The organism is Candidatus Methylomirabilota bacterium, assembly GCA_035936835.1.
GTDB lineage: Bacteria > Methylomirabilota > Methylomirabilia > Rokubacteriales > CSP1-6 > AR37.
In genome coordinates, this window is the sequence record DASYVT010000115.1 from 17,666 (window position 1) to 30,785 (window position 13,120).

13 protein-coding genes and 1 pseudogene are annotated in these 13,120 nt (G+C 66.9%); 11 read left to right on the forward strand and 3 right to left on the reverse strand.

Annotated features, from left to right (window positions below):
- Positions 1–138 precede the first annotated feature (138 nt).
- The 8 genes from VGV06_09325 (at position 139) to VGV06_09360 (ending at position 6,888) form a co-directional block, all read left to right on the forward strand.
- Positions 139–543 (forward strand): hypothetical protein, encoded by a 405-nt coding sequence (locus tag VGV06_09325; protein HEV2055360.1) that lies wholly within the window; start codon positions 139–141, stop codon positions 541–543.
- A gap of 184 nt (positions 544–727) precedes the next feature.
- Entirely contained in the window at positions 728–1,246 is a 519-nt protein-coding gene (xrtH, locus tag VGV06_09330; GenBank protein HEV2055361.1) for an exosortase H, read from the forward strand.
- Positions 1,247–1,289: 43 nt separating this feature from the next.
- The gene (locus tag VGV06_09335; protein ID HEV2055362.1) at positions 1,290–1,910 is read left to right on the forward strand and encodes an SEC-C metal-binding domain-containing protein; all 621 of its coding nucleotides are present in this window, start codon (positions 1,290–1,292) and stop codon (positions 1,908–1,910) included.
- 369 nt (positions 1,911–2,279) lie between these two features.
- Positions 2,280–3,050, forward strand: a complete 771-nt coding sequence (locus tag VGV06_09340; GenBank protein HEV2055363.1) for a hypothetical protein — start codon at positions 2,280–2,282, stop codon at positions 3,048–3,050.
- Between the two features lie 118 nt (positions 3,051–3,168).
- Complete coding sequence (locus VGV06_09345; GenBank protein ID HEV2055364.1) at positions 3,169–3,786, forward strand: hypothetical protein; 618 nt, start codon at positions 3,169–3,171, stop codon at positions 3,784–3,786.
- 49 nt (positions 3,787–3,835) lie between these two features.
- The gene (locus VGV06_09350; GenBank protein HEV2055365.1) at positions 3,836–5,017 is read left to right on the forward strand and encodes a hypothetical protein; all 1,182 of its coding nucleotides are present in this window, start codon (positions 3,836–3,838) and stop codon (positions 5,015–5,017) included.
- 19 nt (positions 5,018–5,036) lie between these two features.
- Positions 5,037–5,531, forward strand: a complete 495-nt coding sequence (locus tag VGV06_09355; GenBank protein ID HEV2055366.1) for a hypothetical protein — start codon at positions 5,037–5,039, stop codon at positions 5,529–5,531.
- 409 nt (positions 5,532–5,940) lie between these two features.
- Positions 5,941–6,888 carry a hypothetical protein gene (locus VGV06_09360; GenBank protein HEV2055367.1) on the forward strand — a complete coding sequence of 316 codons (948 nt, stop codon included), beginning with the start codon at positions 5,941–5,943 and terminating at the stop codon, positions 6,886–6,888.
- A gap of 330 nt (positions 6,889–7,218) precedes the next feature.
- Here the strand turns inward: VGV06_09360 and VGV06_09365 are convergent, their stop codons facing one another.
- Positions 7,219–8,544 (reverse strand): sialidase family protein, encoded by a 1,326-nt coding sequence (locus tag VGV06_09365; GenBank protein ID HEV2055368.1) that lies wholly within the window; start codon positions 8,542–8,544, stop codon positions 7,219–7,221.
- A 486-nt stretch (positions 8,545–9,030) separates the two neighbouring features.
- Here VGV06_09365 and VGV06_09370 point away from each other — a divergent pair, with 486 nt between their 5' ends.
- The 3 genes from VGV06_09370 to VGV06_09380 all read left to right on the forward strand — a co-directional run bounded on the left by VGV06_09370 (position 9,031) and on the right by VGV06_09380 (position 10,665).
- Entirely contained in the window at positions 9,031–10,080 is a 1,050-nt protein-coding gene (locus VGV06_09370; GenBank protein HEV2055369.1) for a HEAT repeat domain-containing protein, read from the forward strand.
- Positions 10,081–10,139: 59 nt separating this feature from the next.
- Positions 10,140–10,262, forward strand: coding sequence for a hypothetical protein (locus VGV06_09375; GenBank protein ID HEV2055370.1), 123 nt, complete (start codon positions 10,140–10,142; stop codon positions 10,260–10,262).
- Between the two features lie 124 nt (positions 10,263–10,386).
- Positions 10,387–10,665: a hypothetical protein gene (locus VGV06_09380; GenBank protein HEV2055371.1), complete on the forward strand. Its 279-nt coding sequence runs from the start codon at positions 10,387–10,389 to the stop codon at positions 10,663–10,665.
- A gap of 173 nt (positions 10,666–10,838) precedes the next feature.
- Here VGV06_09380 and VGV06_09385 read toward each other — a convergent pair.
- Positions 10,839–11,727, reverse strand: a pseudogene (locus VGV06_09385) (IS1595 family transposase).
- 1,075 nt (positions 11,728–12,802) lie between these two features.
- A partial coding sequence (locus VGV06_09390) for a VCBS repeat-containing protein (GenBank protein HEV2055372.1) occupies positions 12,803–13,120 on the reverse strand: 318 nt, incomplete at its 5' end.

Genomic DNA, 13,120 nt, shown 5'->3' on the forward strand with positions numbered 1-13,120 from the left:
TCTGAACGTGTGGCAAACGAGAGGCGCGTGAGCGCCTCTCGTCATTTGGCGGGTTCAGCTGCTGAACGTCTATTGAGGCCGCCTAGTGGACCTTGGTCCACTAGGTGGGCGGATCGTGTCGACTGAGAGTTCTCGTTGGTGCTCAAGAGTAGCCGGTTCGGCCTCGACCCGCGCGCGGCGCGAGTGACATGGACCATCCTGGTGTTCCTCGTCGCGCTGTCCCTGTTCTTCGCGTACCTGCAGTTTCCCCTTGTCCGGCTCGCGCAACAGGGGGTGATACACAGCCGACCGCTGGCGATCGCGGTGGTGTACCTGGTGGTCCTCGCGATGCTTGGCGGGGCCGGCATCGCGGTCGGGCCACGCCTGGCGACCGAGGTCCAGGGTCTGGCGCAGAAGCTCCCGGAGACGTCCAGGCGGATCCAGAATGGAGAGATCGTGATCGGTCTCCTCGCGCGCGGGGGATGGGAGTCGCAGCAGATCCGCGAGATCGACCAGCTGGTGCAGAGCCACATGGGAGAGATCGTCGGCAACGCCCAGCTGTGACAAGGCAGGTCCCGAGGGAGGACCCTCGGGCGAGGCCGCATGTCGCCCGCCCGCATCGCGCGGCGATGGAGTCGAGGGGAACAGCGTTTGTCCGTTCTATGCGCCTCGTCGTAGGCGCCACGCCGCTCATGTCGGCTCGCACACTTGACGCGGCTCGGACGCCCGGGGTAAGGTGCGGCAGAACATGAATCGCGCGGACCGGCTCAGACTCTTCCTCAGGCGCCAGCGCGCCGGCATCCGCTTCTGCGCGCTGTTCGCATTGTTCACCGTGCTGGGGTTCGCCATCATCTACGCCGCTCAGAACGTGCTCGTCGTTCCGCTGAACCGCCACCTCGCCTGGATGACCGAGAAGTCTTTGCGGCTCGTCGGGGCCCACGCATCCTCGTCGGGACCCGCGGTCGCACTGAGCGGCTTCGCTGTCGAGATCCGGAACAACTGCAACGCGATCTACGAGGTCGGCCTCTACGAGGCCGCTGTCTGGGCCTACCCGGCCTCGCTGCGCGACCGGCTGATCGGCACGCTGGTGGGCGCGGGCGTGCTCTACGTCGTCAACTTCGTCCGGATCCTGACCCTGCTCGCGCTCGGTGTCTTACAGCCCTCGTGGTTCGAGGCCACGCACCTGTATGTCTGGCAAGTCCTCTTCCTCCTCGTCGCCGCCACCTGCTGGATCGGGTGGGTTAGCCGGATTCGCCCGGTCGCTTAGAGCGGCTTGGCCGCGCGCGCTCCTCCGGCTCCTGGGGTGCCTCGTGGCCGTCTCGCTGCTCTGGGTGGTCGTGGCTCCGGTCTACGCGCGCGGCCTCGCCCTGATCGGACGCGCGCTGATTCCCGTGCTCGAAACCGCGCCCGATACCCGCTATGTGGTGGAGGGCGGGCGCCTGCTGGCCCAGCGGCCGACCTGGTTGGCGAAGCAGAAGCGGACGGCTCCGCTCGTCTGGCCGATCTGGGTACCCACAGCAAACTACGGCGTGCCGCTCCTGGCCGCCCTGATCCTGGCGACCCCGGGCTGGAGCTGGCGAAGGCGCGGGCGGGCGCTCGCCGTCGGCCTCGGGCTTCTCACGCTCACCCAGATCGCGTTCGTCCTGGTCACGATCGTGGCCACCCAGCAAAGCCCCGTCATGAGTCCCGACGGCATGGTCCAGGTCCCCGGCTTTTCGGCGATCAAGCAGCCTATCTTCTACGCCCTCTATTCCTTCTTCGATCAGACGGGGCGCGGCTTCTTCGCGCTCTTCATCTACCTCGGGCTCATCGCGGTCGGCTGGAAGGCGCCCGAGGCCATTCCTCCGGTCCCGCGCGGGCGCCCTGTGGGTCGCAATGACCCCTGCCCCTGCGGGAGCGGCCGCAAGTACAAGCGCTGCTGCCTGGCGTAGTGGCGGCCACGCCACGCCTTCGTCCCTTGGAAAGTTGCGGCGCACACGCTTGGCCGATACTCGACGATCAGCTCCTCCGGATTCCAATGGACGGTCTGGACCGGCGTCACACCATGCGCCGCAGCGACGGCAAGACCCGTGTCGAGAGAGTCGTTCGCGATTTGCATGAGTCGCTTGACGGCTGGCCCGCTCCGTTCCATGCATCGCGCCTCAGCTCGGCGACAAGCGTCCCGGTGACGATCTGCCGGGCTTCCTTGTTGGAGTGGTCGGTCGTGTCAACGCAGAGGTCGGCGAGCCGTGGCCGAGCGCGCCGCAGGGAAGCGTTCCGTCGCGCTCCCCACCGCGCCACCAAGAGAGTATTATTAAGCGATGCACCTCGGGACCAGCCTGGTCCCGCTCACGCGGGCGCTGATCGCCGGCGGACTTCTCCTCCTCGTCACCTATCTCCCCGCGCTCGACGGCAAGTTCATCTGGGACGACGATGCCCACGTCACCACCCTCTCGCTGCGCTCGCTGACCGGCTTCTGGAGAATCTGGACCGACCCACGCGCCACCCAGCAGTACTACCCGCTCACCCACTCGGCGTTCTGGCTCGAGTACCAGCTCTGGGGCGTGAACCCCGTCGGCTACCATCTTGTCAACGTCGTCCTGCACGTGCTGGGCGCTCTCCTCCTGTGGTGGATCCTCGAGCGTCTGGCCGTTCCCGGCGCCTGGCTCGGGGCGGCGATCTTCGCACTCCATCCCGTCCACGTCGAGTCGGTGGCATGGATCACGGAGCTCAAGAACACGCTCTCCGGCGTGTTCTACCTCGGCGCATTGCTCGGCTACCTCTCCTTCGACCCACCCGGCGCGCCGGCTCCGGTACCCGGCGGGAAGAGGGGGGTCAAGGACGCCCGCGACTGGTGGCCCTACAGCGTCGCGCTCGTGCTGTTCGTCTGCGCCCTCCTGAGCAAGACCGTCACGGCCTCACTTCCGGCCGCGATCCTCCTGATCATCTGGTGGAAGGAAGGCCGGCTCGGCTGGCGGCGCCGCGTGGTGCCGCTCGTGCCGTACTTCGTCATCGGCGCCACGCTCGGGCTCGCGACGCGCCCACTCGCTGAGCCAGAACGGGGCAGTTTCTCCCTTGGAGAAGAGTCTTGACTTTGCGTCGATTCCACATACACTACACGGTGTTGGGTGGCGCCCCACGGGTCGATTGTTGCCGTGGAAGACCGACAACTACACAAGTACCGACAGCTACACAAGTAAGGAGAACACCGTGAGGAGACGACTGATCCTGATCGCCGCCACGTGGGCGGCCGTGGTCGGCCTCGTCGCTGGGAGCGCGCATGCGCAATCCCCGACCCCGCCGGGCGGGCAATTCGTCCTCGTCGGGGTGGTGTTGTTGGAGGGGGAGCGCGGGCTGGCCTGGGTACAGGAGCCTAACTTCACGGGCAACAAGGTCGTCACCGTGCGTCTCGGCGACAGCGTCGGTCCATACCGCGTGACGAAGATCCTCACGCACCAGATCGAGCTGACGGGACCCGGCGGAACTATTTCCGTCCCCCTGGCCGGATTGCCGGGCGCGGTCGGCGTGGCGTCGAGCGCCGGCACGTCGAGCCCAGGAACCGTGCAGCAGCCGGCGGGCGAGATGCCGCCACACCCAGCGCTTAGTAACCCTAACGCGATTGTCATTCCCCGAGGTGATCCCCGCCGGAACTTCCCGGCGGCCGAGATCCTGGCGGGAGCGGGAGCGCCCCAGGTCGGCGGGGTAGCGAGCGAGGCGTGGCCGTGGCAGTCTAACCAGCGGCTAGCCGTTCCCGTTCCTGCAGCGATGCAGACGCCGCCGCCCGCACCGCCGGCACGTAACCCCAACGCGATCATCAGTCCGAGGTAATCCCAGCCGGGACTTCCCGGTGTCGAAGATGTTTATAGGGGGTCGACCTGTGCGGGTGTTACCGAACGAAACGGCGGCCGCCGGGGAAGAGAGCGCCCACCGCACGAGTCCGGAGCGCGCTCGCCCGTTCTTCCCTGCGACGTGCCATCCGGTCTTCAGCCGGCGGCAGTTCCTTGTCGGCGCGGGCACGGTGCTCGCCGCCGGCCGGCTCGGCCGCCGCGATGCCCTCGCCGGGCAGGCTCCCGATGACGGAGCCGCGATCATCCGGCGCTATGCGGTCACGCCGGAAGATCCGTGGGCGGTGGCTCACGGCTTGCGTGGGATCGGCCGCGACTTCACGATCAATGGTGGGCGCCGCGCGATCGATTACCTCCTTGAGGATGTGCTGGTCACTCTCCCCGCCAACGGGAAGGGGGCACTGGGCTTTCCGATCGAGGTCGAAGCGCACCCGAACATGTTTCTCAAGACGCTGCTGGAGGCGGGAGTCCCCCTCGACCACGCGTTCACGCACGAAGGGCGTCGGCGCACACTGCGCGACGTAGTGGACGGGGCCCGTGGGCTGTTCCGGCCCACGCTCGTCAGCTCCGTGCCCAATGCCTTGCCCTGGAGCCTCATTGCGCTGACTCGGCCCACGCCCCCCCTGCGCCAGCAGTGGACCAATGCCTGGGGAGAGACGGTGGCGCTGGACCTCGTGGTGGAGCGTGCGTTGCGGCTTCTCGAGCAGGCCTCGGGACCGCTCGTCGAGGCCATGCGAGCGGGCCGGCCCGAGACGGCTCAGGCGCCGGTTCACGGGTTCACGTGCGGCGGGACCCACATGCTCTACGCGCTCTTGAGCGCCGTGCATGCTGGTTACACGGGCAAGGACCGCCGAGAGCGGGTGCAGCAGCAGGTCGATCTGCTGGTCTGGAGGCTCAGCGCGGATCTCGATTTCATCGAGCGCTTCTACGGGGCGCGGGCGGGCACCGCGGGGGCTTCCTGGTATGCGCTCGACGCCAAGCTCAAGCTCCTGGGTCACGGGGCGGAGTGTCTGGCCTTTGCGACTCTGCATGACGTGGTGGGGCTCACGCCGTCTCAGCGGGAGCGGCGGCAGGCCGCCGTGGCGACGCTCAGGAGCATGCTGCGGGACCTCGAGACGCGCGACCTCGGGGAGGCCCAAGCGCTGGACCGCGAGCTGTACCGGCAGTTGATCGGCGACGTATGTCACGCGCGGCACGGCTTGACCCTTGCGTGAAAGTGCAGGGATCCGGGGCATGAGGAGATCGGGGCGTCGTACGCTGTTGGCGGTCGGACTCGTGCTGCTCCAGGTCGTGGGATGGGCGGCGAGCGTCCCCGGCCAAGGCGTACCGGCTTCATCCGCGCCGGTGGCTTCGGAGGCAGAGGTCCCGGCGCTCCAGGAGCGCGCCGGGGCGTTCTGGGCGGCCCGCGTGGCCGGGGATTTTGAGACTCAATGGCAATTCCTCGAGCCGCGATGGAAGGGGCGGGTGACGGCGACGGAGTATGGGTCGGACCTGACAGGCGCCCGGTACCTGGCCTTTCAGGTCGAGGGAGCAACCGTGAGCGGGTTCTTCGCGACGGTGAAGGTGCGGCTGCTGGTCCAGCACGTTCTGCCGCTGTCCGCTGCGGGCCGGACCCGCGTCAGCCCGCAGGCGACTGTCGTGGAGGATGGCTGGATCCGGATTGGCGGCGTCTGGTTCCGGAGACTGGACGATGGGGGCAGGGCGCCGTCGCAAACGGGTCAACCGTGAGGTCCAAGGGGGCTTTGGGGGGGGCAAAGACGTTTGGCGTCGGCCGGAATCACCGCGGAAAAGCCGGGCTTTTTTCCTTGACACAGCGACCATGCCCCAACTATCCTCAGGCGGTGTTCACGCTGTGTCTTGTCTATTCACGCTGTGTCTCGTCTAACGGGTGCCGCGCGTGAATCGTGTTCAGGCGCCATTGGGGGGGTGGGAGATGGGGGAGCGGGTCAGGCGGAGCGGAGCCGGCGAGTCGGGGGGCGAGTGGTGGCCATCACAGCGGACCGACCTGCCGGAAGTCCATACATCGCAGAGGCAGCATAACAGTGGAAACGCCGTTGTCGCGCGGATGGGGTCATCGGCAGAACGCACCGTGTGCGGTACGTCGTTCACTCACACCATTGAGGGAGGGGGCTGGGCAATGAGGAAACTCATCGCAATAGGAGTGCTGGTTGGAGGTCTTTTGGCGGTGGCCGCACCGGCCACGGCCCAGTTCGCGGACCCACTGAGCTTGGCCGCTTCCGGAGTGCTCATGCCCTACTTCGGTGGCGGGGGAAACCTGTCGTTGCTCGAGGTCGCCTCGCCGGCCGGGCCGAACGCGGGCCTGCACATGCTCTTCTTCAACGAGACGTGCACTCGCATCTTCGACTCGGTGGGCCTCGGGGAGACGGACAATGACATCGCGCATTTTGACACGGCGACCATCAATCCTGGAGGGAGTGGCCTCATCGCCATCGCCGCTGCCGATCCCACAGGCTTCAGCCTGGTCCCGCTGATCAGCCCGATCCACGCGAGGGTGTACTGGATCACCCCGCCCGGCAGATCGCGCGTCCTCGAGCCGATCACCGTCGACACCTTCGGGATCACCGGGGGTACTATCTGGAACCCGCTCCGGACGGCGGCAACCTTCTTTGCTCCGCCAGAGGGTGGCTTGATCACCACCACCGTGTACTTCATCTGCCCGAGGACCACGATCCAAGGAGCTGTTGGGGATGCGTTTCCCACTACCTTGTTCCCGACAATAGCGCCGGCATTCACTGTGGGCGCTTCGAACCTGCGGGTGCGGATCTACAACACCAACGAGGTATTCCTCCGGGACGCTAAGACCACCTGCGATTGCCTGACGACCAAGAACGTGCTTGCCATCAGCAACGTGTACGGCGTCCTCCCCGACGCTCAGTTCGGGACCTACACGGAGATCGAGGCGGATAACATTACTGCACCCGTTGCGGACCACGCCTTCACGGGTTACAGGTCCATCCAGGTAACAGGTGGTGCCAACATTGACTTCTTCGGACGGTTGAGCAACGGCAACCGGGGTGTGATCCAGGGAGGCCCCGGCGCCGCCAACCCCGCGAGCGGACGGTAGAAGACCCTTCAACCAGGCTTGAGCGAGCCAGGGGGCGGGCGGTGGGGAAGTTCCCCACCGCCCGTTTCTTTGGGTGGGAGGCTAGTTGAGGAAATTCACGGAGGTCTTCTGGCGGCCGCTGCGCCGGCCATGGGTCAGCAGGCCGCCGACCGGTGAGGCGATCTCGAGCAACGAAAGCTACACGTCGACCTCTTCCGACGCCTGAGCACCGGCAACGGGCTCTCGTTCCACGGCTTCATCCCGGTTCGGAAGCGGGGTGAAGTCCCTCTCCGAGTTTCCTAGGCCTTCGCGAGCGTGGATAATGGGACCGGCAGGGCTATTCCTTACGGGTTATTTCTTGTCGAGGAGCAGGGTTCGACCGTCGACCTGCTTCGTGACGGCCAACGGGCCTCGCGCGTAATCCCACACTTCCCACGCCACGTAAAGCGCCCCGCCCCTCCCCCAGAGCACCGTGGGGATCCGGGCAGCCTTCTTTTGGCCGGGAGGCGCTACAAGCATCTCGGGACCCCAGGCTGGGGACTTTCCGGCCGCTCGGACGCGGAGGTAGATGCCCTCGTAACCGGCGCGGTCATCTTCCCACGCGACGGCCAGGCGTCCGTCCGCGGCGCTTGCGATCCTGGGGACTCGGGAGACCGCCGTCCCGGCGTCATCCATGTCGAGCCGCATGTCCTCCGTTCCCCAGGTGCGTCCGCCGTCTCCGGAGCGTCCGGCGAAGATGTCGTCGCGGCCGTTACGGCCGTCCTGCCACACCACGAGCGCCTCTCCGTCCGGGCCCAGTACCGCGGCCGGAGAACTCGCATCGGTTTGCGAATCTGCCGGGAGATGATCGACGCGCGTCGGTGAGCTCCACGTCACGCCGCCGTTGGCGGAGGCGACCGCGTAGATGCGGTCACGACCCGTGCGGGTGTCCTGCCAGACGAGCAACAGACGCCCTCCGGAGCGGAAAAGGCGCTGGCCGAAAACGGACGTGCTCTGCCCGCTCAGCGCCACCGGATCCGCCCAGGTCTGTCCGCCGTCCGCGGACCGGCTTAGATAGAGACTGCTCCGTCCGTTCCGGAGCCCTACCCACACGACCCAGAAGTGATCCAGGCCGTCACTGACCATCTCGGGTCGAGCATAGAGGTCGGCGCTCGTCTGCTGAGGGAAGCGGCTCAGCAGCTGTTCAGGTTCCCACGTGGCGCCGCCGTCCGGAGAGCGGCGGGCGTAGATGTCCCAAGTTCGTTGGAACCGCCGCTCATCCGCCCACACGACCACGAGGCTTCGCCCCCGTCCCCATCCGAGCTTCGGCGTGAAGCCTGCGCCCGAGCCATCTATCGATGTGGAGGACTGGGTCCACGTCTTTCCCCCGCCGTCCGAGCGGGCCAGGCGGATCTGCTTGGTCCGGGGGTCGTGACGCCTCCACTGGTAGGCCAGGGCCACCGCCCCCGATGATCCGAATGCCACGTCGGGGTCCAGGGCAGTGATACCGGTCTCGTTCGGAAGGATCTCCAGCACCTTTTGCCACGCGTGCTGGGGCGACGCGAGGGCGAGGAAGACTCCGCCCCCGCCCGTCCGGAGGTCGCCGGAGCGCTGCCAGAGACTGAACACCTCCCCCGTGGGACCGGAGAGCAGTCGCGGCCCCGTCTCGTCGTCAGGGGTGGCAGGTTGCCCCAGCATTCCCGCTGCTTGGCCAGGGGCTTGCGCCGAGGGGCGACCGATGAGAAGAAGGACTGTCAATGCTGCCGTAAGCGCGAGGCAGCCTGCCCAGCGATGTCGTTGTCGTCGCATTCGTTCCTCCCAGATGGTGTGTGACCACGACCTACACGAGGCGGCGCGGTACGCACGGCGTGACATGGATTCTCCCCGGGCGGATGTCATCAACCTCCCCCGGCCGCCCGAGTATATCACGGAGCATTTGGCGCCCACTATCCCGCCCTGCCCGGTGCGCTTGTGACCGTCCCACTGTCTGAGGTAGACTGACATCGTTGATCGCGGCGTGTCATGGCCGGGCCCCGAGGCCTTCTTGGCGCGGAGGCCGTATGAGCGCCAACGCGACGGTCGTCCAGAGGAGGCGCGTGAATGGGGTGGCGACTGTGGGGGTGTGGCGCTATGGCCCTGCTCCTGACGTGCGTAGCGGTTCAGCCGACAGCCGGAGCGGCACCGGTGTCCTCCGCTTGGCCGATCTTGGATGAGCTGGGCAAGAAGCTCGAAGATCGGAGCCGGCCGGCGCAGGAGCGACTCGAGATCATCCTCACGTTCGAGGAATGGGCGGGGGCGCAGGTCCGGCCGCCGCTCGTGGCGGTGCTGAAGGACCCATCGCCCGCGATCCGCGCGGCGGCGGCGCGAGCGCTGGGCTGGCCGGGAAACAACGAGGCCGTCCCCGCGCTTCGCGAGCGCGTCGAGACTCCCGGCGAGGCCGCGGGCGTGAGGGCGGCCGCGGTGCGCTCGCTCGGACGCATCGGCGATCGATCGGTCCGCGCCCTCGTGATCACGGCCACCGGGGCGCCTGATGCATCCGTCCGGGAGGCCGCGTTGTGGAGTGTCGCGCTCGGATCCCTCGTCGACCCGGCGGATCGGACCTTGTACCTGATGCGGCTCGCGGAGGATCGGGCCGCCGAGGCCCAGCTGCGGACTGAGGCCATCCGTGCTCTCGCGAGCGTAAAGGAAGAGGGCGTGGTGGACGGCCTCGCGCGGATCCTCGAGGGCGAGCCGCGACTCACGATCGCCTTGCCGTCGGGCACGCCCACTGACCAGCAGATCATGGTTCTCAGGTATGCGCAGGCCAGGGATGTCGCGGGATGGGCGGCGGGAGCGCTGGGGCTGCTCGAGGCGAGGACCGCGCTCCCGCTCCTCCTCAAGACCGCGGAGGATCCGAACGACTACTTCCTCCGGCTCATGTCGCTCCAGTCCCTGGTCGGCTGGAACGTTCCCGAAGCCTTTCCCGTGCTCGTGAGAGGCCTCGAGGACCCGCTCCCCGACATTCGCGTCTTGGCCCTGACGGGACTGGCGCGGCTCGGTGATCCGAAGGCCCTGGATCCGGTGCTCGCGCGCCTCTCCGATGCGAGCCCGGCAGTCCGTGCCCTGGCCGTCCCGACCCTGACGCTTCTGGGAGGCCCGAAGGTCCGGCCGCAGCTCGAGGCGATGCAGCAGAAGGAATCCGACCCGGACGTGCGGGGCGCCCTGGAGGACGAGCTGTCTCGGCTGCCGCGCTGACGGACGGTCAGCTGCGGCCGTCACGCTGGGCGTCTCGTTCGAAGAGCAGGGAAGCGCCCATGATCGTCAACCTGTGGCGCTACCGGGGGTTCATCGTCAGGAACGCGTTGAACGACGCGCGCCACCGGTACACCGGCTCGGTGGTCGGAGTCGCCTGGAACGTGATCAACCCTCTGGCGTAGATCCTGATCTACTTGGTGGTGTTTTCGCAGATCGGCAGGGGCCAGCTGGACGAATTCCTGTGACTGATTTGCCCAGGTCGCCCGGTTTCACCGCCACTCGCCGGCCACCGCGGTGGCGCTCGCCATGTTCCTCGCCTTTCCCATGGTCGAGCTCTCGCTGCGCTCGATCTTCGAGCCCGACGCCGGCGCGCGGGTGATCGCGCAGGAGCTCGAGGGCGTGCGCGCCGACGCATCGCGCCCGGTCCTCCTTGCTGGGTCCGAGGCTCTCGCGGGCGAGATTCGTATCCTGACCCAGGTTCGCCTCGTCATCATTCCATGGAGCCGGATCCAGCCTGCGCCCGAGTCGTGCCCCGACTCGACCTCGCGGGCTACCGGACCCGCGAGGTCTCCACGGGAGTTCTGAGCCTGCCGGTGGACGCTCTGGTGCGCGCGTTGGTCGAGGGCAGGGTGCCGGAGCTCCTCGAGGAACAGAGCCGGCGCTTCGTGGTGGCCGTGCGGCGCTGAACCGCGCCGCCGGCCAGGATACAAATCCGACTCGTGCTTATCCGGTTGACTCCACACACCGTACAACTGCTTGTAGGTCGTCGGCTGCTGTTGGCTGCCGAGGCTCAGCAGGGTGTGGAAGGCAGCCATCGGCACCCGCCGCCGGTTGAAGCGGAAGGTGAACTCGTCGAGGTAGGCCTGGAGGTGGCTGTGGCCGACACCGTGATGGGTCCCGCGGAGCCAAGTCTTCAGGTTGCCAAACACCCGGTGGATGCGCGGCAAGATCTTGCTTGCCCGTCGCGGGTCGCCCTGCGAACGCGATCGGTGGCGGTAGCCCTCTCCGAGAGGGGGGCGGAGCCTCCCCAGGCATCGGTGAGTACCACCGCCCCGTGTGCCACGTTTGCTCTCACGAAGCCGGTCAGGGATCGTGCCGAGACATCGGGCACCACCTGCAGACGGACTCTCCCCGACGCTCTGCCCCGAACCTCAACGGTGCCGACAACGATCGCTTTGTCACCTACTTGGCGCCCACCACGCAAGCCCGCTTCAGGACCGCCGATGTAGGTCTCATCGACCTCGACCCGCTCCTTCAACAGCTCGCGATCGGGCCGCACCATGGCCCGGCGGAGCTTCTGCAGCATCGCCCAGGCCGTCTCGTACCGGCGGATCCCCAACTGCGCTGGAGCTGGAGGGTCGCGAAGCCCGGCGGCTGGGTCGCGACCAGATAAGCCGCCCAGAACCACTGCGTTAACGGGATCCTGGTTCGGTGCAAGACGGTCCCGGCCGTGACCGAGGTGTCGTATCCGCATGCCCGGCACCGCCACAAGAGCCGCGTCGGCAGCTCGAGGGCTTCGTGATGCTTGCACCTCGGACACCGGGCCCCCTCCGGCCATCGGCTCCGGGCCAGGTACCGCCGACACGCCGCCTCGTCGGCAACGAGCTTCCTAAACTCGTGGAACGACCGAGGAGACTCCGGGCGCATCGCGCCCGACCCTATCCCTTGGGGCTTGTGGAGTCAACCGGATAAGCAGTACAGCCGTTTTGGAGAGCCGTGGACGCGATTGCCTTTTCGCGCTTTCATCAGCGCATGGCCGCCAACGCCACAATTCTGGACATAGGGTGTGGGGAAGGAGGGCGTCTTTTCAGATTCTGCGGCCGGGGGACAGGCTGCTGGGGCTCGACGTATCCCGTAACCTGGTTCGTCAGGCGGCCGGCCGTGCCGCGCGAACGGGAGTGAGGAACCGGGCGACTTTTCTTGTCGCGGACGGGAGTGCGCCGCCCATCAGACCGTCGACGTTCGATTGTGTCCTGACGTACGGCGTGCTGCATCATCTTCCGTCACCGGCGACCGTCTGTGAGCATATCCAGAGGATTCTCAAAACTGGCGGAGTGCATTTCGGATGCGAAAATAATACGAGCGTGTTTCGGAAGCTCTTCGACGCTCTGATGCCGATGTCGCCTCTGTGGAAGGAAGAAGCGGGTGAGTCGCCGCTGATGTCCCTGGAGCAGGTGACGGCTTGGACGAACGCGGCGTGAGGACACGTCGAGGACGCCTACACCACCGTGTTCGTTCCTCCACACCTCTTGATCCATATGGGTGACCCTGGGTAGCTCTGCTTGCCGGACCCCGGTGGCTCACTATGGGGCGACCGCTGACAGCCGGCGCGCCGCCGCCGCACTCGAGGCGCGATACGCCCTGCGCAGCATCGCTCGGACATAGGCTTGGCGGGCTCTCGGCACCAGCGCCTCGAGGTTGCGTCCCTTGTGCAGCTGGCAGCGTCGTACGATCGCGGCGTCGCCGAGGACGTCGCCGAGGCCTTGCGCAGCCCCTTGCCCCCGTCGCGCGTGAACTTTGTACTTCGCTCGACAGAGCGTGATGTTCACTCATCCAGCTTACCGGCTCGATGCTCAAATCAGTTCATTTCGTCAGTGACACTGGCTTAGCGGCGTCGCGTTCTCCTTCCTGCGTTGGCGTCAGCTCAACCGATCACCCTCGCTCCTCCGGTTACGCAGGTGAGCCGATGCCACGACGCCAAAGACTCGCTTGGCGTTCATGACTAACGAGCTGTCGCTCTCCAACCAGGAACGCCGATCGACGTCAGCCAGTTCGACCCTAGGACCACATTCCCTCCCGCGCCGCCCATGTACCACACGCCCACTTGCCGCGTCGCATCGTTTTGCCAGACCAGATCGGGCTTGCCATCGCCATTGAAGTCGCTACTTCCAACCACGCTCCAACCAGGAACGCCGATCGACGTCAGCCAGTTCTCCCCTAGGACCACATTCCCTCCCGCGCCGCCCAGGTACCACACGGACACTTGCCGCGTCGCATCGTTTTGCCAGACCAGATCGGGCTTGCCATCGCCATTGAAGTC